Origin of the sequence: Saccharibacillus kuerlensis DSM 22868, from assembly GCF_000378145.1 — a bacterium.
GTDB classification, from domain to species: Bacteria; Bacillota; Bacilli; order Paenibacillales; family Paenibacillaceae; genus Saccharibacillus; species Saccharibacillus kuerlensis.
Window position 1 is genome coordinate 154948 of record NZ_KB899281.1, and the last position, 21380, is coordinate 176327.

16 protein-coding genes are annotated in these 21380 nt (G+C 51.9%); 12 read left to right on the forward strand and 4 right to left on the reverse strand.

Annotated features, from left to right (window positions below; genetic code table 11):
• The first annotated feature begins 188 nt into the window (after nucleotides 1-188).
• The 3 genes from F456_RS0108165 to F456_RS0108175 all read left to right on the forward strand — a co-directional run bounded on the left by F456_RS0108165 (nucleotide 189) and on the right by F456_RS0108175 (nucleotide 2324).
• Nucleotides 189-899: a hypothetical protein gene (locus F456_RS0108165; RefSeq protein ID WP_018976524.1), complete on the forward strand. Its 711-nt coding sequence runs from the start codon at nucleotides 189-191 to the stop codon at nucleotides 897-899.
• 67 nt (nucleotides 900-966) lie between these two features.
• A complete protein-coding gene (locus tag F456_RS0108170) occupies nucleotides 967-1251 on the forward strand; it encodes a hypothetical protein (RefSeq protein ID WP_018976525.1) in 285 nt (94 codons plus the stop codon).
• A gap of 188 nt (nucleotides 1252-1439) precedes the next feature.
• Nucleotides 1440-2324 (forward strand): fumarylacetoacetate hydrolase family protein, encoded by an 885-nt coding sequence (locus F456_RS0108175; RefSeq protein WP_018976526.1) that lies wholly within the window; start codon nucleotides 1440-1442, stop codon nucleotides 2322-2324.
• A 242-nt stretch (nucleotides 2325-2566) separates the two neighbouring features.
• Here F456_RS0108175 and F456_RS0108180 read toward each other — a convergent pair whose 3' ends face one another.
• Nucleotides 2567-4123 (reverse strand): ABC-F family ATP-binding cassette domain-containing protein, encoded by a 1557-nt coding sequence (locus F456_RS0108180; RefSeq protein ID WP_018976527.1) that lies wholly within the window; start codon nucleotides 4121-4123, stop codon nucleotides 2567-2569.
• A 97-nt stretch (nucleotides 4124-4220) separates the two neighbouring features.
• On the opposite strand from F456_RS0108180, the gene F456_RS0108185 reads away from it, so the two are divergent.
• On the forward strand, nucleotides 4221-4448 hold the full coding sequence (locus F456_RS0108185; protein ID WP_018976528.1) for a DUF1450 domain-containing protein: 228 nt from the start codon (nucleotides 4221-4223) through the stop codon (nucleotides 4446-4448).
• 83 nt (nucleotides 4449-4531) lie between these two features.
• On the opposite strand, the gene msrB is transcribed toward F456_RS0108185, so the two are convergent.
• The 3 genes from msrB to F456_RS0108200 form a co-directional block, all read right to left on the reverse strand.
• Nucleotides 4532-5767 (reverse strand): peptide-methionine (R)-S-oxide reductase MsrB, encoded by a 1236-nt coding sequence (msrB, locus tag F456_RS0108190; RefSeq protein WP_018976529.1) that lies wholly within the window; start codon nucleotides 5765-5767, stop codon nucleotides 4532-4534.
• A gap of 45 nt (nucleotides 5768-5812) precedes the next feature.
• On the reverse strand, nucleotides 5813-6349 hold the full coding sequence (locus F456_RS0108195; RefSeq protein ID WP_018976530.1) for a redoxin family protein: 537 nt from the start codon (nucleotides 6347-6349) through the stop codon (nucleotides 5813-5815).
• 95 nt (nucleotides 6350-6444) lie between these two features.
• Nucleotides 6445-7179, reverse strand: coding sequence for a cytochrome c biogenesis CcdA family protein (locus F456_RS0108200; RefSeq protein ID WP_018976531.1), 735 nt, complete (start codon nucleotides 7177-7179; stop codon nucleotides 6445-6447).
• Between the two features lie 231 nt (nucleotides 7180-7410).
• On the opposite strand from F456_RS0108200, the gene F456_RS0108205 reads away from it, so the two are divergent.
• The 8 genes from F456_RS0108205 to F456_RS0108240 all read left to right on the forward strand — a co-directional run bounded on the left by F456_RS0108205 (nucleotide 7411) and on the right by F456_RS0108240 (nucleotide 21323).
• Nucleotides 7411-9969: an AraC family transcriptional regulator gene (locus F456_RS0108205; RefSeq protein WP_018976532.1), complete on the forward strand. Its 2559-nt coding sequence runs from the start codon at nucleotides 7411-7413 to the stop codon at nucleotides 9967-9969.
• Between the two features lie 103 nt (nucleotides 9970-10072).
• The gene (locus F456_RS0108210; protein ID WP_018976533.1) at nucleotides 10073-10378 is read left to right on the forward strand and encodes a YtxH domain-containing protein; all 306 of its coding nucleotides are present in this window, start codon (nucleotides 10073-10075) and stop codon (nucleotides 10376-10378) included.
• A 436-nt stretch (nucleotides 10379-10814) separates the two neighbouring features.
• Nucleotides 10815-11777: an ABC transporter permease gene (locus tag F456_RS0108215; protein WP_018976534.1), complete on the forward strand. Its 963-nt coding sequence runs from the start codon at nucleotides 10815-10817 to the stop codon at nucleotides 11775-11777.
• 57 nt (nucleotides 11778-11834) lie between these two features.
• On the forward strand, nucleotides 11835-12710 hold the full coding sequence (locus tag F456_RS0108220) for a carbohydrate ABC transporter permease (RefSeq protein WP_018976535.1): 876 nt from the start codon (nucleotides 11835-11837) through the stop codon (nucleotides 12708-12710).
• 26 nt (nucleotides 12711-12736) lie between these two features.
• Nucleotides 12737-14365, forward strand: a complete 1629-nt coding sequence (locus F456_RS22090) for an extracellular solute-binding protein (protein WP_018976536.1) — start codon at nucleotides 12737-12739, stop codon at nucleotides 14363-14365.
• 109 nt (nucleotides 14366-14474) lie between these two features.
• A complete protein-coding gene (locus F456_RS0108230) occupies nucleotides 14475-16820 on the forward strand; it encodes a heparinase II/III domain-containing protein (protein ID WP_018976537.1) in 2346 nt (781 codons plus the stop codon).
• A 26-nt stretch (nucleotides 16821-16846) separates the two neighbouring features.
• On the forward strand, nucleotides 16847-20095 hold the full coding sequence (locus tag F456_RS0108235) for an alpha-mannosidase (protein ID WP_018976538.1): 3249 nt from the start codon (nucleotides 16847-16849) through the stop codon (nucleotides 20093-20095).
• Entirely contained in the window at nucleotides 20088-21323 is a 1236-nt protein-coding gene (locus F456_RS0108240; protein WP_018976539.1) for a glycoside hydrolase family 88 protein, read from the forward strand. The genes F456_RS0108235 and F456_RS0108240 overlap by 8 nt, the downstream gene beginning before the upstream one ends.
• Nucleotides 21324-21380 lie beyond the last annotated feature (57 nt).

Here is a 21380-nt window from a genome sequence, read left to right on the forward strand (position 1 = left end):
CCCTTTCCACAAGCCTGAATGTTCTGGCATTCCATACTCCAACTGGCAGAGTCCATTGATAAAGCAGACTTAAGCGATGATTTGTATCCTTAAGCGAGTTAAGCAGAAAGATCTCTATATTTGGTTATATATAAGTACATCCCTGATAACTATCACGATTTCTAAATACAGAAAAGGGAGAGAGAGCCATGGAAGAACCACTTAAAATATATGTACTGCTCAAGTTCGGCGAAAAGCGGTTTATGGAAAAATTTCAGCGCGGACAGCTTCATTTCCAGTGTCTGAGCGCCTTCAAAAATCCAGAGCCCGACGAGTCGGGGCGCAACGATCAATTCGAAGCGGCCTCAGTCATCTATAATCCGGGCAATTACAAAGTCTATGTGGGCGGCAAACAGCTGGAAGATATAGAGGGGCCGATTGTACTGCAGGAAAATGAAGCGGACCGGCAGTACTCGCTCAGTTTGTACGGTATTACGAATGAATTGGTTCAACGGCATGTGGAGGGAGAACAGGAACATCTGATTCATCCTTGGAATGAAAAATTCGGAGATTATGCAGTCGTAGTTACGAACCCCAAAGAATTCCGGGATCGGATCGACGCAGCCTGCCGCCGGGGCGGATTTGGACTGCGTGAAGGAATGGTGGAGTACCATGAAGTCGAAAATTTTACAGGTCGATGGGGATATTTCCGCAAACCGAAAGAATACGAATATCAGTCGGAATATCGTCTTCTGCTTGACCAAGAGACGGAAGCCGAAGACTATACATTGGATATCGGAGATATTTCGGATATCAGCGAGATCGGTTCCTTTCATGATCTGATTCCGAGAATCCGGGTGAAAATCCGTGAGGAAGGTGGAACTCTTCCGAGGGAAGACGAAGAAGGCAAAAAAGTATAGAACGAAAGGACAGAGTAAAACTCGACAAAGGAACGTATGTTCGATATAATGAGAGGAGACCTTGTTAATGGAGATGCATACGATGAATGATGAATTTCTGAAGGACCTCCACGAGTTGGAACGCAGCGATGAGGATCGCTCCAAGCTGCTGATGAAGGGAATCAAGAAGACGTTGGCCGAGCGCCAGTCGGCGGGTCGGCTCGAACGCTGGCTGAAATTTAAACGCAAGAAGAAGATTGAAGCCTGGCATTCCTCACCGCAAGAGACTGAATCGCCCAAGCAGGCGAAGCGGTCCGAACATTTCCGGGACAGCGCTTATCGGGAAAGCTCGTATGAAACGAGAACCGAATAGAAGTCGCACTATTATACGGGAAGCACCCGCATCTGCCTCAGCAGAGCGGGTGCTTATTTTTTGCGGATATTCCTCACAGGATAACTTGGGTAAGTAAGGTTTTCTTTTCCCGCATTAAGCTTATGATAATAGGTGAGGGGTACTGCATCATGTACCGAGTATTCGAGTGCCGAAGGAGGTAGCAGAGCATGAAATTTGCGAATATCGAACGAAAAGGTACAGCTGAAATTGGAATTGTATCGGACAACGGTCTGATTCCACTTGCGGCTCTTGGTCCTTGGCTGGACGGCTGGACATTTCCACCGGCTACGACGGACGAACTGATCCGATCCCCGGAAAAGATCGAACAAATTCGTTCCGCCTGGGAGCGCAGTGCGTCCGAACGGTCGAAGTTTGCGATTGCCGATGAAGAAATTCGATTTTTGCCTGCTGTATGGAACCCGGGCAAACTGATCTGTGTCGGGTTGAATTATAAGCGCCATGCGGAAGAGACGGGAATGGCGCTTCCGGACAAGCCGGTCATTTTTAGTAAATTTTCCGATTCGGTAATCGCTCACGGCAAAGAGATTCCGTATCCGACCGAGACGGAGCAGCTCGACTATGAAGCTGAGCTAGCGATCGTGATCGGACGTACGGTGTCGAATATAGAAGAGGAAGAGGCATTGGACTATGTGTTCGGCTACTGCTGTGCAAACGATGTCTCCGCTCGCGATCTGCAGATGCAGTCGGGTCAATGGCTGCTCGGTAAAACGGGTGAAGGATTTGCTCCATTGGGCCCGTTTATCGCGACTGCGGATGAAGTTGCCGATCCGAATGCTCTGTCAATCGGGACACGGGTGAACGGCGAAATTGTCCAGCATTCGAACACATCAGACATGATCTTTTCCTGCAGACAGCTGATCGCATTCTTGTCCCGGCATATGACGCTTCGTCCGGGAGACGTTATTTTGACCGGAACGCCGGAAGGAGTCATTCTCGGTAGGCCGGAAGAGGAACGTGTCTGGCTGAAGCGCGGCGACGAAGTGACTATTGCAATTGAAGGCCTGGGCGAGCTGACCAACAGAATCGGGTGAGGGAAGGACCAGTGCGGACGGCATCAATCTAACCCTTATCATTCCCTGGTCGCATTTCTTGATCGCTGGGGAAGAGGATGGCGACTTTATTGTACTGCATACTGCTGGAAGTTTTGATTCTCGAGAATTTGAATATGCTGCCGAATAAGATGAAAGTATACAAAAAGGCTCCCGCTTGGGAGCCTTCGTCTGTCTACGTCTGTACACAGGGTTTGTACACAGCTTCTTCATTCCGTTCGAAATTAGAATACTTTGGTCGTCCAAGATTCGCAGTTCCATGTCTCCGTAACGATATCGCGGTAGAAATCCGGTTCGTGGGAGATCATAAGAATGGTGCCTTTGTATGCCTGCAGGGCACGTTTCAGCTCATCTTTGGCATCGACGTCCAAGTGGTTCGTCGGCTCGTCGAGTACAAGAATGTTCGTTTCGCGGTTAATCAGCTTGCACAGACGGACTTTGGCTTTCTCGCCGCCGCTGAGAACGGTAACTTTGCTTTCGATATGCTTGGTCGTCAGGCCGCACTTGGCCAATGCCGCACGCACTTCGAACTGGCTGAGCGAAGGGAACTCATTCCAGATCTCTTCGATACAGGTGTTCGAACCATCGCCTTTCATCTCCTGTTCGAAGTAGCCGATCTGCTGATGCTCACCGCGTTCGACGGTGCCGGACAGAGCCGGGATTTCGCCGAGAATGCTGCGCAGCAGCGTCGTCTTACCGATACCGTTGGCGCCGACGAGGGCGATCTTCTGACCGCGTTCCATCTTCAGATCAAGCGGACGGGACAATGGTTCATTATAACCGATCACCAGATCTTTCGTTTCGAAGATCAATTTGCCGGCCGTACGGCCGACTTTAAAGTTGAACTGCGGCTTTGGCCGCTCCTGCGCCAACTCGATCACGTCCATCTTGTCGAGCTTCTTCTGACGGGACATCGCCATGTTGCGGGTTGCTACGCTTGCTTTGTTGCGGGCAACAAAGTCTTTGAGCTGCGAGATCTCCTGCTGCTGGCGCTTGAACGCAGATTCCAACTGCTGCTTTTTCATCGCATAGACTTCCTGGAAGTAGTGGTAGTCGCCGACATAGCGGTTGAGCTCCTGGTTTTCCATATGATAAATGATATTAACAACGCTGTTCAGGAACGGAATATCGTGCGAAATCAAGATAAACGCATTTTCATATTCCTGCAGATAGCGGGTCAGCCAGTTAATATGCACTTCGTCCAAATAGTTGGTCGGCTCGTCGAGAAGCAGGATATCTGGCTTTTCGAGCAGCAGTTTGGTCAGCAGAACTTTGGTGCGCTGTCCGCCGGACAGATCATTAACGTCTTTATCCAGGCCGACATCGGTAAGACCCAGTCCGCGCGCCGTTTCGTCGATCTTGGCGTCAATCAGGTAAAAGTCCTGCGCAGTCAGTGTATCTTGAATTGTGCCGACCTGCTCCAGCAGTTCTTCAAGCTCTTCCGGAGTAACGTCGCCCATGCGTCCGTACATGTCGTTCATTTCCTGCTCCATATCCAGCAGGTATTGGAACGCGCTTTTGAGTACGTCGCGAATCGTCATGCCTTTCTCCAGCACCGCATGCTGATCGAGATAGCCGACGCGGACTCTCTTGGACCATTCCACTTTGCCTTCATCCGGCTGCAGCTTGCCTGTCACGATATTCATAAACGTCGATTTGCCTTCGCCGTTGGCGCCAATCAGACCGATATGCTCGCCCTTGAGCAGGCGGAAAGAAACATCTTTAAAAATAGCACGGTCGCCGAAGCCGTGGCTGAGTCGTTCTACATTTAGTATACTCATTAATGAAAGACACCTTTTTCTGTTAGATTTCGATTAAACTTTTTCCGTTTCATTATAAAAGGTAACGGCGCACAACTCAATGGAAAGGTGGAAACTCATGAAAATCAAATTTTGCGAAAAAAATTTGGACCGCTTTTCGAAGCCGGTTTACAAAGCGCTGAAAGGCGAATATGACGATATCAAAGTCAAAAAAGAATCGTGTCTGAAGGAGTGCCGGCTTTGTCGGAGCGACCCGTTCGCTATCGTCAAAGGCGAAATCGTACAGGCGGAGACGCCAAAGAAGCTTCTAAAGAAGCTGGAGAAGCGAATCAAGAAAGAAGCATAATTAACACATTAGCCAAGTGCCAATAAACAGGCCGTACCCCGCTATGCTGCAGAGGTACGGCTTTTTACTGTGTTTTCCTACACTTATTTCGCTACGCTGATCAAATACCCGTATCCCTGAGTATTCATATCGGCCAGCGGCACGAACTTAATCGAAGCGCTGTTGATACAGTAGCGCTTGCCGCCCCGATCCTCTGGACCGTCGTCAAATACGTGACCGAGGTGAATATCGCCGGAACGGCTTCGCACCTCAGTACGAACCATGTTATAGGCGGTATCCTCTTCGTAAGTTACGACTTCCGGTACAATTGGTTTGACGAAGCTCGGCCATCCGCATTGGGAGTCGTATTTGTCTTCGCTGGCGAAAAGAGGCTCGCCGGTGGAGACGTCGACGTAGATGCCTTTTTCATACGTATCCCAATATTCATTGGAATAAGGGTGTTCGGTGTCCTGTTCGACGGCAACTTTGTATTGGATGTCGGTCAGCAGGCTTTTCAATTCTTCCGCGCTGCGCTTTGGATAATCGGACGGATCGATCACGATCTGACCTGCGGCTTTGGTTGCGGCAGCGGACTTCGTGCCTGTAGAAGTAACGCCGGCAGCCGAAGTGCTGTCGTCCGATCCTGCCGCAGCGCCTTCAGCCGGAACTTCTTGTTCAGTCAGAATATTCATATCGATATGACAGTAACCGTTCGGATTTTTCTCCAAATAATCTTGATGATACTCTTCTGCCAGATAAAAGTTTTCAAGCGGCAGTACTTCAGTCACGATGTCTTTGTTATATCTTTTCTGTTCCTTGGCAATAACGGATTCGATAACTGATTTCTCACTGTCATCTGTGTAATATACACCGGAACGATATTGGATGCCGCGGTCGTTGCCCTGCTGATTGACGCTCGTCGGATCGATAACTTTAAAAAATTGGGTCAGCAGCTCATCGAGAGCAATGCGCTCCGGATCGTAAGTCACTTCGACCGTTTCCGCGAAACCGCGGTTTCCTTTGATGACTTCTTCGTAAGAAGGATTCTCTCCTGTACCGTTGGCATAGCCAGATACAGCATCCTGTACGCCGTAGATACGGGCCATGTAAGCCTCGACGCCCCAGAAGCATCCGCCGGCCAGATATATCTTTTTGAGATCGGATTTGGAATAGTCGACATCGGCGTTAGGGTTGGGAATGCTGGCGGCCGTGACGTTTCCGTAAGAAGATTCGGAACCGTTCATGGCAAGCCCCGCTGGCGAACAGGCCGATACCAGCAGGGCAAGCAGCATCAACGAAATCAGAGACAGCAATGCGGCCGGCCGGGTTCTTTTTTTCATACGCAAATCCTCCTTGGTTCGTATTGTATATTTCTATAAGCAGACTTAAGGAATGTCGTTAAAATTCGTTGCAATTACGTCATTGGTATTATGTCCCGGAACCGTCTTCGCTAGATTGCCTGCCGAATCGATGTAGAATGAAGTCGGGTAGGCACGGACACCGAACTGCTGCGCATATTTGCCGTCTTGATCCAGCAGTACAGTCGTATTTTCCTCACCCAGTCCTTCAAACCATTTCTTGAAGTCGGCTTCCGATTTTTCGCCTTTGAAGTTCGGAGCCACAATACTAATAACTTTGTAATCGTTGTCCTGACCCGCGAGTGTATTCAGTTCGTCCATGCCGGCAAGGCAGATGGAGCACCAGGATGCCCAATATTTCACATAAACTTTTTCTCCCTTGAAATCGGCCAATTTAACTTCGCTGCCGTTCAAGTCTTTCAGAGCAAACTGCGGGGCCGGATTGACGCTTGCCGTACCGCCGGAAGCGGAAGTCGACGAGCCATTTTGTCCGCAGGCGGACAGCAGCAGAACCGCAGAGAGAATCATAATGAAGGAAAGGTATTTCTTTTTTGCACGATGCAAATCGGTCATCTCCTTTTGTAAAACCCGAATATAAGACCTGAATGCAAAAGTCGAATATGAAAATTAAATATCAAACCTGAAGCATGAAGCAAAAATCAAATCTGGAACGCTGCGGTAAGTACGGCCAAATTGTTGGTCATCAGCAGAATTCCCATTGCAATCAGAACGACGCCGGACACCACTTTGAGTTTGCCCATGTACTTGTACAGATTTTTGAGACGGCGCAGCAGGAAATCGGAAAATACAGCAAGCAGCAGAAACGGTACAGCCATTCCGACAGTGTAAATGAACATCATCCAGATACCGTATCCGGCTGAGCCTCCTCCCGCAGCAACACCGAGCACAGCGGCAAGTACGGGGCCGATGCAGGGTGTCCAACCGAAGCTGAACGTAAAACCGAGCAGAAAAGCGCCAATCCAACCTTTTTGTTTGTGGGTATCAAACGTCAGGCGTTTTTCTTTTTGCATGAACATCAGGTTCAGCACGCCGGTCTGGTGAATACCGAACAGAATGACGACAGCGCCGCAGGCAATCATAAACCAAGAGCTGTTGATCACACCGCCTAATGCGCCTGCGCCGAAGCCCAAAAGTAAAAAGACGGTGGAGAGGCCCAAAATAAACATTAACGTACGGCCGATCAGCTTGGGATCGACTCGAAAGCGCGGCGGATTGACTGCAGCCGTGCCGCCTCCGGCAGCGTTTGCACGTTCCGCTTCGGAACCGCCAAGAAAGGCAAAATATACGGGCAGCATAGGGAAGATGCAGGGCGAAAAGAAGGATAATACCCCCGCCGCAAGCACGCTTCCGACATATAGGGATTCAGCAGGCAAAGAAGTGTCACCTCCAAAGATGAAAGAGTCCAAATTGTTTCTATATCTTATTGTACGCAAAAAGATCGGGGTTGGATTAGTTTTTCGAAATATTTTATTGGAAATATTAGGATTATTCTGAGTAGCTAGCTTGAAGAAACAGAATAAAGGGTTTTTTGGAGGCAAACGTCGAAAAGGATTGCAGTAGGTGAAAAAATATGTAACTTTATAAGGAGATTAGGAGGGATGCCCGTGTCCAGAAGCTGGTTCAATCGGCTGACGTTCTCGTATCTGCCCATTCTCATTATCGTGCCGGCTATCCTGATGCTGCTGTTTTTTATCGGATCGGCCGAGTTGTCGAAGAGGGAAACGGCTAGAGCCAACGAAGTGTTTTCGCGTCAGGCGGTGCAGTCGCTCGATTATTCGTTTCGTTCGATCGGCGAAATGATGAACCGCGAAATTCTGTCGGGTGAATTCTATCCGTTTTTCTCTGCCTCAGAGAATCCTTACCTTGCCGCAAACGAAGCCTCGACGCGGTTAGCAAGGCTCAAATTAAGCAATCCGCTGATCGACTCACTTTATGTCTATCGTCTGTCTGACGGAACAGTGCTCAGTCATTTGTCGATTGGGCAGTTGGAAGAGTTCACTGATCAAAGGTTTATCGAGAACATGATGGAAGGACCGCTGCCGACAGGTTGGTCGGAGCCGAGAGAAATTTCGGGGCTCGGCGAGCAGCCGAGAACGGTAGTAACGCTGACCAGGGGAATTCCGCTGCTGACGGGAGAACGGGGTCTTATGGTCGTCAACGTATCGCTTGATTCGGTGCGGGAACTGCTGCGGGAAATGATCGGAACGGAAACGAGTTTTATCCACCTGTATTCAGCGGAAGGGGTATTGATGCTTGGAACCGAAGCGGCTCTGCCAGCGGCAGATGTCGAACAGCTCCAGAGCGAAGAATCGCGAACGTCTGCGGATGTGAACAAAGAGCTGTCTGCGGTGACATCCACTTATACAGGCTGGGAAATTCGCAGCGGAATAATTGGCGATTCGCTGTCGCGCATCTTAACGAGTATTTGGTACATATGGCTTGGCGCAGCGGTTTTGATCGTTGCCCTGGGGATCGGCTGGGCTGCACATGTGTCCCGGCGCAATTATGAGCCGGTCGTTCGTCTGCTGCAGCGGTTGGATGCGCTCCCTCCGGGAACGGTCGAGGCAGCTGCGGCATTGAGCGAAGCAGCGGAGCGCAGTAGAACGTCCGTATCGGAGTCAGGAAGGGAAGAGCACTCCGATGGAGGCCGCGACGATGAGTCGGCGGAGAGGGGAGAACGCAGGCGCCGCCGCGACCAGGGTTTGGATGAATTCGAGCGGATTGAATCAACGCTCAGCGCAATGATCGCAAGAGCTGAAGCGGATCGCCGGCGGCAGCAGGAAGACATTGTGTACCGGCGGCGCGAATTTTTCCGCGAACTGCTGGAAGGCTCGCGGGTCTTAAACGCAGGAGAATGGGAATTGGAGACGCACAGACTGGAAGCGGAACCTATCCGAGAAGAAGAAAGTCACGGATCGGATCAGCCAAGCAGCGAAGGATTCGGCCGGGCGGTTGTCGGCCTGCTGGAGATTGATCGACCCGACGACTTCAATCGTACATATTCGGAGCGAAGTCGAGAACTGCTGCGTTATGCGCTTGCCAGCGCCGCCGGTGAACTGGCAGCGGAACGTGGTGCAATGCTGTGGGCGGAATGGCTGCCCGGAGGGCGGTTGGGTATGCTGCTGCGCTTCAAGGAGAGCAAGGACGTTCGACAAACACCTTTTGACGAAAAAGAAGGGCAAAGCGAAGTGTCGGATCATGCGGCCGCATCGGATGTGAAGCCGGCTGTTGATACGGTGGAAGAAATTTCTGCAGCTCCTGCCGCCGTCATCGACTCGGTATCGGCCGCATCCATGATCGCGGGTGAACTGGTCGCCTGGGTCGCCGCACATCTGAAATGTACGGTAACTGTGGCACTTGGAGAAGAACTTGCCGCGCCTGAAGATATTGCACGCGGATTTCGCGAAGCGTCCGAAGCAATGGGTTACAGATCTTCGCTCGGAGGAGCGAGGGTTATTGCCCGGCGTGATCTGCACCGGGGCGCGGCTGCCGAATTGTATGGTGTGCTGCGTACCATTCGGGAGCTGGCGTTAGCTTATCGGCTGGGAGAACCCGAGTGGAAAGAGCGGCTTGACGAGCTGCTCGGCGAATTAAGAGCCGCACTGCTGCCCAAAGACGATTTGTCAGGGCTGATGAATGTATTGGCTTACCAACTGTTGAGGGAAATGATGGAACTGCCGGGCGAGGCGAAAGAATTGTGGCGCAGCGAAGCCGCTCCTCAGTTAAGCGCGGCACTTGAACGGTTCGATACGCTGGACGAGCTTGAAGCATCGGTCCGCAGTCTGCTGGACAAATATGCCGTCCGGCTTAAGCTGCTTAGAGAAAGCCGCAGCAGCCATGTGACTCTCCAAGAAGTACGGGCCTTTATTGATGCCAATTACAGCGACCCAAATCTGTCATTGTCATTGATCGCCGAGCGGTTCGGCCTCAGTTCCAGTTATCTGAGCCGGCTGTTCAAGGATGCTTTCGGAGAAAATTTCGTCGACTATCTGGCAGGCGTACGTGTCGATGCCGCTAAGCAGCTGCTTAAAGAGACGGATCAGCCTATTCAGGACATCGCAACCCGCGTGGGCTATGCCAATTATATGTCGTTTAGCCGGGCATTCAAGAAAATAGCTTCGACGACACCCGGCGAATATCGCAGCCGAAGCCGCATAGAATAATTTAGGTATGAAAAGAAGTGAAGGCAAAGAGCCGAAGAGTGGGTAATACCTAAGAGAGAAGCTAAGCAGCAAACTTATTCAGAGAACGAGAGGAGCAATAACAATGGCAGATACGGAAAAAAGTACAATTATTATTGGAGCAGTTGCAGGAGCACTGATTGGAGCGGGTCTAGCTGTGCTGGTCGCTGCACAAGAAGGGGCTTCCCTGCGCGAGAAATTTATGAATACGGTTGACCTGCTCAAAGATCAGGGTCAGACGCTTCGTGAACGCAGTGGAGACCTTCAGGAGAAAGGTCAAGAAATTAAAGGCCTGCTTCAAGAGTCGGCGGAAGTTGCACGCGAGTTTAAGGAAGAAGCGACTTCTGCAGCTTCCGAGATCAAGAGCGAAGTACAAGGGTTCAAATCTTAAAAACGTTCTGTCTTTATCTGGAGACTGAATTAAAAAAGCTGTCCGTAAAGATGCGCAAGCATCGCGGGCAGCTTTTTTTATGGAAGTGAATGTGCAGCAGCCTCGCAGCAAATTTCGAAACCCCGTCAAAAAACGTGAACCCCTTACCGTTACTGGCTTTCTGACTGCTTTTTCCCTCCTGTACAACCCCAATCACAAAAAACGTTAGGCTCTCGAAACCTGACAATTGCCGAATTTCTTCGCCTTCGGTACAGTGAGGGTGCAGCAACGAGGAAGCGCTTTCTTTTACGGCAGATTATTCCGATTGCGGAGGAGGCGCTTCCTCGAATAACGAACCTGCTTGCGCAGACTCGTTATTCGCAGCATAAGTCGAATTGATCGCTGCTTCTATGTTTATCACAGAGGCAGCAATCCAATTTTATCCGGAGGTGAAAAAATGGGCAGCCTGGATATCGGGGCGCGTAAAGACCGAGAAAGTCGTATGAGAGAGAAAAGCGCTCTGGGCAAACGCAGACGATGGAATATGAACAAGCCCCTTATCATTATGTTCCTTCCCATCGTTGTCTTCTTCATTTTATTCAAATATGTGCCCATGTTCGGGTTCGTGATTGCGTTCAAAGATTATAATTTTGCGGACGGAATACTGGGCAGTCCATGGGTGGGCTTGGACAACTACAGATACCTGTTCCAGAACCCCGATACGCTGGGGATCATCCGCAATACCTTGGTGCTGAGCGCATTGACCGTCTTCGTCGGATTTCCTTTTCCAATTATTCTGGCGATTCTGCTGAATGAAGTGCAGCGTTCCTGGTTTAAGCGATGGACGCAAACGCTGCTCTATCTCCCACATTTTCTAAACTGGGTTATTGTCGGCGGTCTAGTGCTGATGCTGTTCTCAATCGAAACAGGATTTGTTAACAATATGCTGGAGCGGCTGACAGGCAGCTCGTATCCCTTCTTATTCAAAGAAGGTTCATGGATTGCCATCTTCGTCGCTTCGGGCATTTGGAAAGCGGCAGGTTGGTCGGCGATTATCTACCTGGCCGCCCTGACCTCGATCGATCCCAGCCTGTACGAAGCGGCGGGGATGGATGGAGCTGGCAAGTGGAAGCAGATTCGCCACATTACGCTGCCAAGCCTGATGCCGACGATCATCCTGATGTTCATCCTCAATATCGGCAATGTCATGGATGTAGGCTTTGACCAGGTGTATGTGCTGCAGAATCCAGTCGTTACGAATGTAGCGGAGGTGATCAGCACTTGGAACTTTAAAGTTGGTCTTGGATCCGGACAGTTCAGTTATGCAACGGCGATGGGATTGTTCGAATCTCTGATCGGGCTGACACTGGTACTGATTGTTAACGGAATTGCCCGTCGGTCGGGCCGCGGACTGTGGTAAGCCTGAGTTTTTCAGCTTTACGGCCGCAGCATTTATAACGAGAGGGGAGATGCAGGAATGAAGCCGACAACCGGCGAGAAAGTGTTTTACGGAGTCAATTACTTCATTTTGGCGCTGGCGGCTCTGAGCTGTTTGCTGCCAATCGTCCACATTATAGCGCTATCACTGAGCGGCAACGAAGCGATTACGCTGGGCAAAGTAGGGCTGTGGCCGCGCGACTTCACCTGGACGGCATACAGTAAGCTGATTCAGGATACAAATATTGTCGGCGCGTTCCGCAACAGTCTGGTTATTACGCTGGTAGGTACGGCGCTGAACATGCTCTTTACCATACTTGCGGCATATCCGCTGTCTCGCAAACATTTCTACGCCAGACGGACGCTTACACTAGCTATCGTATTCACGATGCTGTTCACCGCAGGTCTGATCCCCAACTACCTGTTGGTAAAGTCGCTTGGACTGGTGGGCAACTATGGTGCGCTCTGGCTGCCGGGTCTCGTTAGCGTGTACAACCTGCTTGTGTTGAAGTCCTTTTTCGAAAATATTCCGGAAGAACTTGAGGATGCGGCGCGGATCGACGGCAGCGGGGAATGGCGAATCATTCTGCAGATTGTACTGCCGTTGTCCATCCCGGTTATTGCAACCATCGCCCTTTTCTACGGGGTAGCACACTGGAATTCCTTCTTTAACGTACTGATCTATATCAACGATCCTGCTCGATTCAATCTGTCGGTGCTGGTACAAAACATGATTCAGAGCCAGTCGCTGATGTCGGAACTGGCGATGCTTGACCCGGATGCATTCCGCAAGCTGACACCTGAATCTATCCGTTCCGCTGGCATTATGGTCATGATTCTTCCTATGCTGATCGTGTATCCGTTTTTACAAAAATATTTTGTTAAAGGCATGCTGATTGGTTCGGTAAAAGGCTAAAAAACCAAAAACGGAGGGGTAAACGTATGAGCAGAATGAACTGGAGCAAAAAGCTGATGGGCGGAGTCGCGGCAGCTACAGCACTTTCGATGGTATTGGCAGGCTGTGGAACAAATGAGAGTACGAACAAGAACGACACTACGGGGCAGAGTGCAGAAGGCGAAAGTAAAGAGAAAATCAGCGTTTCAATCTACGATCGCGGCCAAATTCCAAAAGAAGAAGGCACCTATGCGGAGAACCGCTGGACAAAGTGGATTAACGAGAATGGACCGGTTAATGTCGACTTCGTTCCAATTCCCCGGAATGAGTCGCAGCAGAAATACAGTATGCTGTTCGCTTCCGGCGATGCACCCGATCTTGTATTGGAATATGATACGGATTTCTTGAACTCGCTTTGGGCACAGAAGCAGCTGCTTCCGCTGGACGATCTGATCGAGCAGCACAGTACCGAATACAAGGCACTGCTGGAAAAGGTACCGGCTCTTCGAACGCTGGGCACCAAGCCGGATGGCAAATTGTATGAGATTGGCATGGTAACCAAGCCTGAAGTGCTCGGGGCCATGGTTATCCGGCAGGACTGGCTCGACAAGCTGGGGCTTGAAGTTCCGGAGACTGTCGACGAGCTGTATGCGGTGGCTGACGCTTTCGCCAATCAGGACCCGGACGGCAATGGCGTGAAGGATACCTACGGTATGAACCTCAGCCAGTTCGCTTCCTTCTATGTCGATGCCATGTTCCAGAATGAAATGTTCATTATTGAGGACGGCCAGCTGGTTCGCCAGTTCGACCGAATCAAGCCGGCTTACGATTTCAAGAAAAAGCTGTTTGAGAACGGCATTGTGGATAAAGACTTCCTCTCGGATAAAAACGGACAGAAAGCCGAGCAGGACTTTGCCAGCGGCAAGCTGGGCATCTACCTGGCGTATCGTTCGGTAATCAGCAAAAACTTCGATACGCTGAAAAATACCGATCCGAACGCAAAAGTGACCGCAATGGCATTCCCGGAAAGCGAATTCGGCCGCTTCGGTCCTGACTTCAACCCGGCGGTTCAAATGACAGGTGCGATTAATGCCAATGCGAAAAGTCCGGAAGCTGTTATGAAGTATATCGACTTTATGGTCACTCCTTCGACGGTCGAGACATTGACTAACGGTATCGAAGGCGAGCATTACACCAAAGAAGGCGACAAGACCAAACCGATCGACGAGAAGAAAAACGAGACCGAGATGGGTTATCTGAACGATTACCGGATGTTCATGCCGAAGTACATCGTGGAAAGCAACAGCGTAGACGGACGTCAATTGGACTCGACGGATCCGATCGACCAAGAGTGGCTGGCGGTCTCGGCGGAAATGGACAAACTCTACCTCAATCCGGAGACTCCTCACCCGGGCTTTACACACGCCAAATTCCGTCCTTCGCTCGATAAGGCTATGACGACGACGTTCAATGACGGCTGGAACAACATGAACGATACAATGGCCAAAGCAATCGTCAGCGGCAGCGGTTATACGGTCGATCAGGGCGTCGAGGACGTTAAGAAATCGTGGTATGCTTCCGGCGGTCAGGAGCTCGAAGACTGGTATAAGAATTGGTACCAAGAAAATAAAGATTCGTGGATCTTCATGGATGAGTTGTACACAATGAAGTTCTAATCAAATCCAGCATGATTGAATAACGCATCATGGAATAGCCGAACCGAATACTGCAAACTTACGGCTTCGGAGGCTTGCCTTCCGAAGCCGCTTGTTGGAAAGGGGTATTATGCTCATTTACGACGAACAAACGTTGGAAAGAACCCGAAGGTTGATCGACTCCAATCCGTCAGTGCAGCGGGGATGGACCGCATTCGAATCTCGGATGAAGGAGCGAGACGTAAAATGGTCGGAAGCGGCGCGGGAACGGATCGAGCTGCTGCGTCAGCGCTGGCTGACATATGGCGGGAGCAAGCGGTTTACGTTGGGGAATGAAGTACGGGAGCTGGCGAAAGAGACGCAGAATCTGGCATTTTACGCCGGAATGACCGGAAGTGAAGAAGCGGAGGTTCTTGTGCGCAGTCTTCTGAAACTACTGGGTGAAGAAGAGCAGTGGTTGTATCAGAGTGGGGGAGGGCGCAATTCCGATCTCTGGACTGCGGATATCGGTGTGTATTTGGCTGCGGCTTATGATGCTGTACGGACATCCTGCAGCGAGGAGGAGCGTGCGGCGATCGAGGATATGCTGTACCGCAAAGCGTATCTGCCGCTGTATGAAGACTGGCTGCATCCGCTCAAAAAAATTCATGCACTCGACACAATGGGCCATAACTGGTGGATCGTCTGTGTCTCTGCGGCAGGGCTGCTGCTGTTGACGCTTGGGGATCGTGTGCCGCACGCCGAGGCGGCGATGCATACGATAACCGAAAGTATCCGCGAGTGGTTTGCTTATCCCGGCAACGTGCTTCAAAACAAGCAGGCGAATTTCGGACCCGATGGCGATTATATCGAGACGATGGGATATCTGGATTATGCGCTCGGCAATTTCTTGGTGTTTGAGGCGGCATACCGTCGGTATGCCGATGACCCCTCGCTGGGCGATCTGCCGGTGCTCTTCCAAATTCCGGATGTATATCTGGAGACAATCTATTGGAAAGGGCATGTTGGCACGTTTCACTTTGGCGATGACGGCGATCGGAAAAAGCATGCCTATGTCTGGCTGCGATTGGCCGATCTTCGGCGCCGGGGAGAACTGCTTGGACTTTTTGCCGAGATCAAGGGCGATCCAGGCGAGGCGGCGGAATTTGCTTTCTATCCGGAAGATCTGCCTGCCACAGCGCCGGTATCGGACGAGAAGGAGGGCATCACTGTGTTGGAGCATTCCGGTTATGGCTTTGTCCGCTGGCACAGCGGCGGAGAACAAGTCGTGCTGGCGGTGAAGACCGGAGAGAGCTGGAACCATAATCATCTGGACGTTGGGACGTTCGTGCTGACCGTCGGCGGCCGCACATTTGTCGACGATTCCGGTCATTGTGCGTATTCCAAGCCGCTATATAACGATTACTATCGGCAGTCTATCGCGCACAATGTCGTTCTGCTGGATGGACAAGGACAGCCGTCCGCACTGATCGAAGAAGGAACGAAGTTCCCCGGCTCTATCCCCGACAGATTAGATATGCCGGGATACAAATACTTATTGGCGGACTGTACCGGACCTTATTCAGGGCTGTACCGGCGCTTCTATCGGCACTTCCTCTGCTTGGAAGGGGCGATCGTTCTGATTGACGATCTTCAGGCGGAACGAGAAGGGGCATTCGAATGGGTACTGCATATTCCGGAAGGGCTGAAGTTTGAGGAAGGTACCGTTCAGCCGGCTGTCTCGATCCGCACCGGAGAGCAGGAGATGAAGGTACTGCATCCTTATCCGGAGAGCAAGGAATATGTGAAGGAGAGCGGATACCTGAATTCTTACCATCGGGATACGGGTCTGGAAGACGTTTTCCCGAAAGCGGATTATATGAAAATCCGCTCGGTCTCGGACGACGGACGGATTAAGTTTGTCAGTGTATTCATGCTGCCGAAGGCTGTGGAAGGTGGAATGACAGCGGTTCGGCTGAATGATACGGAATCGGACGGGAATGAAGATATCCAAGTCACCCGGCTGGACTGCCCGGGCAGCGGGCATACCGATATTTTCGTTAACCGTCAAGCCGATGGCCGCGTGATGCATGAGAATTCTCATGCCTCATACAGCAGTCTCGAGACTGATGCTTTTATAAGTACACTTTCGTATGATGCGGAAGGCCGTTTGTCCCGAATTTCGCTTCATAACGGAAGCTATCTCAAGTTGGATGGGCGCTGCCTGTTCAGTTCGCTGCTCAAAGCAAGTGCGGTGCTGGATTATCGTGGCGGATTGCATGCGGGAACGTTTCTGTCTGCCGATGCATGGTGTTATTTCTCATTGGAGCCGCCCGGCGAAGAGACAGCGGCGCAGGATGAAGGCGCGAACTCTGACCACGAAGCGGAACGTGCCGCTCAAGAATCGAAATTGATATTGGACCCGGATTCGGGTTTATGGAAGATGAAAATGAAAGCCGGGTCTGCTGGTTTTCGACTAGTATTCGACCGTCCCTAAATTCAATCGAACGGAGGTTCCAACGCATGTTCAAAACGGAGGAAAAATTGAAAGCTCGCTTGGAAGAACTGGAGGTGTTTCGGCATCGGACGCAGCTGATATTCGATAAGCTCGATATTTTGCCGGATCAGAGCGGCGAGATTGCGGCGTTTCCGCCGGAAGCAGAGGCGCCGGACTGGAGAAGTGTCTCCCTCGGCGAACGCTGGATCGGACGAGATCGTTATTTATGGCTGCGCCTGAATGCTGAACTTCCACAGGAGCCGCCCGGGCATCGGCTTGTCGGCGTGTTCGATTTCGGCCGTACCCATCACGGGAACAGCCGTGGCTTTGAATCGCTGCTGTTCGTGAACGGGCAGCCTCGACAAGGGGTTGATACGAATCACCGCGAGGTCTTTCTCGGCGATCTGGCCGGTGGAAATGTCCAGCTGCATTTCCGGCTGTGGTCCGGTCTGGAAGGAGGCGGACCGAAGACGCCGCAGGAACATGTACTGGCCCGGGCGGATATTGCGCTGCTGCATGAGGCGGCGGACGATCTGTATTACACCGGCCGGGCGGCCTTGGAAACGGCGCTCGTTCTCGGCGACGACCGAGCCGAGCGGCACGAACTGCTGCTTGCGCTGGACCGTTCGCTGCGTCTGCTCGACTGGTCGCGGCCAGGTTCGGAATCCTTCTACGCCTCGACGGAAGAAGCTCTTACGGAGTTGAAGCGCCGTCTGGACGCTCTGCGTACCGATTATCCTCAGCCGGCCGATCCCATAACCGTTCGCTGTATCGGGCATACGCATATCGACGTAGCTTGGTTGTGGAGGCTGCGGCATACGCGGGAGAAAGCGGCGCGCTCGTTTTCCACCGTATTGGAGTTAATGAAGCATTATCCGGATTATGTATTCCTTCAGACGCAGCCCCAGCTGTACGCTTATATCAAGCAGGACTATCCGGAGCTGTATGCTCAAATCCGGGAGAAAGTGCGCACCGGACAATGGGAAGCCGGCGGAGCCATGTGGCTGGAAGCGGACTGCAACTTGAGCTCTGGAGAATCGCTGGTGCGTCAGATTTTGCATGGCACCATCTTCTTCCGGGAAGAGTTCGGGGTGGAAAATTCTTACCTCTGGCTTCCGGACGTATTCGGTTACAGCTGGGCGCTGCCGCAGATCCTGCGCAAATCCGGAATCACTTCATTTATGACGACCAAAATCAGCTGGAGTCAATATAACCGGATGCCGCACGATACGTTCGTTTGGAAAGGAATCGATGGTTCGGAAGTGCTAACGCATTTTATTACGACGCCCGAGATCGAGTTTCCGCAGGAGACTTATTATACGTACAACGGCTATATCGTACCGGAGACGGTGCAGGGCATCTGGGAGCAGTACAAGGATCGACCGATGAACCGCGAGCTGCTGCTCTGCTACGGCTTCGGCGACGGAGGCGGCGGGGTAAACCGGGACATGCTGGAAATGCGGCGTAGGCTGGAACATATGCCGGGGCTGCCGAAGACGGTGACGGGACGTGCGGACGAATATTTCGAACGATTGGAGCATACGACGGCCGAGAGTGAAGCGTACGTGCATACGTGGGACGGGGAACTCTACCTTGAGAATCACCGGGGAACATATACCAGTCAGGCATGGATCAAAAAGGCGAACCGCCGACTGGAGCTGGCGCTTCGTCGTTCGGAGATGCTGAACGCTGCTGCCGGACTGCTTGGATCTTACGATTCGGCCGCCGGTCAGCTCCGGTTGAATGAAGCCTGGCAGATCGCTCTGCGTAATCAATTCCACGACATTATTCCCGGTTCGTCGATTGGGGAAGTCTACGACGATGCACGTGAGGAATATGCGGAGGCGGATCAGTTGACGCAGCTTGCAGACAAAGCTGCAATTGCCTCGCTGACGGATGCCGCAGATGGGGCCGATCCGCATTCGCGCCGCTATACCCTGTTCAACGATTCTTCCTGGAGCTTCCAGGGAACGGCAGAGATTGGCGGAGCCGATTTGTCCGGTGTGGACTCGAATGGAATCTGGCGGACAATGGACGGCCGGATTCTGAATGCTCAGCGGACAGATGCAGGATGGTTGGTGGACATGCAGGAGGTTGCTCCTCTTGGATTTGCGGAGCTTGGATTCGAGCCGCTTCAGGAAACCGCTTCGAGAGAACATGCAGCTCCAGCCGAAGCGGACAGTTCGGTATTCGAATGGACAGAAGGACGGCTTCAAACACCGTTCTATATTGCCGAATGGGATGAAAGCGGACGGCTTCGTCGTCTCTACGATCGCCAATATCGGCGCGAAGTGCTGGCACCGGGCAAAGTCGGCAATGAACTTCAAGTATTCGAGGACAAGCCTTTGCAGTTTGATGCCTGGAATATCGATCTGTTTTATACAGAGAAAATGCGGACAGTAGATCAGCTGCAGTTCATGCGGCTGAAAGAGAACGGACCTCTGCGGGTGTCCATCGAATTCGAGTGGACATATGGCGATTCAACGATTTCTCAGGAAGTATTCTTGTACAGTGGAAGCCGGAGGATCGATTTCCGTACGGACATCGACTGGCAGGAACGCAGGCAGCTGCTGAAAGTATCTTTCCCGGTCGATATCCGCGCTGCCGAGGCCTCTTACGATATTCAATTTGGCAGCGTAAAGCGTCCAACGCATTGGAATACAAGTTGGGATTACGCCAGGTTCGAGACGGTAGGACATCAGTGGGCGGATCTGTCGGAGCGGGGATACGGAGTGAGCCTGTTGAACGATTGCAAATATGGCTACGATGTCAAAGGAAACACGTTAAGATTGAGCTTGATCAAATCCGCCGAATATCCTGATCCCGAAGCGGACTTGGGCGCACACAACTTTACCTATGCGCTGTTCCCGCATGAAGGAGACTGGGCGCAGGGCGGCACGATTCAGGAAGCCTGGCAGCTGAACAGCCCCCCAACCGTGTGGGAAGGTGCTTCGAAGCTGGACGGAACTTCACTGCTGCGTTCTTCTGGCGATCATGCAGCAATCGATGCGGTCAAGATGGCAGAGGACGGCGACGGACTTATCGTGCGCGTGCATGAATGTCAGGGCCGAAGCGGGGAAACGGAACTGTCTTCCTTTGCAGGCAAGGCTTCGTGGCAGGAGACCGATCTGATGGAGCGGCCAATTGGAGATCTTCATTCGGACAAATGGAGCTTCACTCTTAAGCCTTACGAAATTCGAACTTTCCGGGTACGCTTTGGAGAGGGAATTGAAGGTCGTGACATCGTACAAGGGGGAGGGGATGGCGATGAGTAAAAACAGCATGGGAGATACAGGACAGGCAGACGGAGTACGGGAAGCCGGGATACAAAATGCGCAGGAAGAAAGCGAGACTGCTTCTTGGCCGGGAACAAGACATCTGCCTGTGTTCGAACGCGCAGCCGCCTACGTATTGAAGCAGATCGATGCCGGGCTGGATACTTTTGGACCATGTGCCTATCCCGCTCCGTCCAGTATCGGCGGGGTCTATCCGGCTATTGCCAACTTTGAATGGACCTCAGGCTTCTGGACAGGAATGCTGTGGCTCGCTTATGAGTTGACCGGTGAAACGAAATACCGGCGCGCGGCAGAAAGTCAGCTTCCTGATTACCGGAACCGTCTGGACAACCGAATCGGTACAAACACTCACGATCTGGGTTTCTTGTACAGCCTCTCGGCGGTAAACGAATACCGAATAACGGGCAATCCCAAGGCTCGCGAAGCCGGCCTCATCGCGGCGGATCTTCTGGCTTCCCGGTATCTTCCCCAGGCAGGCATTATCCAGGCATGGGGCGATCTGAATGATCCGACGGAGCGCGGACGAATGATCATTGACTGTCTGATGAACCTGCCGCTGCTGTACTGGGCGAGCAGTGAAACGGGAGATTCTCGCTATGCGGAATATGCGCGCAGTCACGTTGGGCAGTCGGCCCGTTATCTGGTTCGTCCAGATCGTACAACTTATCACACGTATTATATGGATGCAAACACGGGAGAGCCGAAATCCGGAACGACTCATCAAGGCTATGCTGACCATTCATGTTGGGCACGCGGACAGGCATGGGGCATTTACGGATTTATGCTCAGCTATTTGTATACGGGCGATCCGGAGCTGACGGAAATCTCCAAGACGCTTGCCGCTTATTTTGCAGAGCGTACGCCGGCGGACGGTGTCGTTTATTGGGATCTGATATTTATGGTCGGTACGGAGCAGGAGAGGGACTCTTCGGCTTCTGCAGTCGCCGCCTGCGGACTGTTGGAATTGGCGCGCCAACTTCCTCCAACGGACAGCGACCGGCAAAACGCAGAGCGGCAGGCATTTGCCATTTTGACCGCGCTGGACGTTGGCTATACAACGCGCGACCTGCCAGAATCCAACGGCGTACTGAAGCATGCCGTATACAATAAACCGCGCGGCATTGGAATCGACGAATGTACGATTTGGGGAGATTATTATTACTTTGAAGCGCTGGTTCGGGTATTGAAGCCGGACTGGCGGCCTTAAAGCGCTTCGAGTTGGCAGAACATCGCAAAAAGTCCACGATAAAGACTCAGGTCTTTG

Excerpts from the sequence above, each read along its gene's own strand:
- F456_RS0108180 (WP_018976527.1), bottom strand. The coding sequence starts at position 4,123 with ATGAGTATACTAAATGTAGAACGACTCAGCCACGGCTTCGGCGACCGT.
- F456_RS0108185 (WP_018976528.1), top strand. The coding sequence starts at position 4,221 with ATGAAAATCAAATTTTGCGAAAAAAATTTGGACCGCTTTTCGAAGCCG.
- F456_RS0108220 (WP_018976535.1), top strand. The coding sequence starts at position 11,835 with ATGAAGCCGACAACCGGCGAGAAAGTGTTTTACGGAGTCAATTACTTC.
- F456_RS0108165 (WP_018976524.1), top strand. The coding sequence starts at position 189 with ATGGAAGAACCACTTAAAATATATGTACTGCTCAAGTTCGGCGAAAAG.
- msrB (WP_018976529.1), bottom strand. The coding sequence starts at position 5,767 with ATGAAAAAAAGAACCCGGCCGGCCGCATTGCTGTCTCTGATTTCGTTG.
- F456_RS0108235 (WP_018976538.1), top strand. The coding sequence starts at position 16,847 with ATGTTCAAAACGGAGGAAAAATTGAAAGCTCGCTTGGAAGAACTGGAG.
- F456_RS0108210 (WP_018976533.1), top strand. The coding sequence starts at position 10,073 with ATGGCAGATACGGAAAAAAGTACAATTATTATTGGAGCAGTTGCAGGA.
- F456_RS0108175 (WP_018976526.1), top strand. The coding sequence starts at position 1,440 with ATGAAATTTGCGAATATCGAACGAAAAGGTACAGCTGAAATTGGAATT.
- F456_RS22090 (WP_018976536.1), top strand. The coding sequence starts at position 12,737 with ATGAGCAGAATGAACTGGAGCAAAAAGCTGATGGGCGGAGTCGCGGCA.
- F456_RS0108170 (WP_018976525.1), top strand. The coding sequence starts at position 967 with ATGGAGATGCATACGATGAATGATGAATTTCTGAAGGACCTCCACGAG.
- F456_RS0108215 (WP_018976534.1), top strand. The coding sequence starts at position 10,815 with ATGGGCAGCCTGGATATCGGGGCGCGTAAAGACCGAGAAAGTCGTATG.
- F456_RS0108230 (WP_018976537.1), top strand. The coding sequence starts at position 14,475 with ATGCTCATTTACGACGAACAAACGTTGGAAAGAACCCGAAGGTTGATC.
- F456_RS0108240 (WP_018976539.1), top strand. The coding sequence starts at position 20,088 with ATGAGTAAAAACAGCATGGGAGATACAGGACAGGCAGACGGAGTACGG.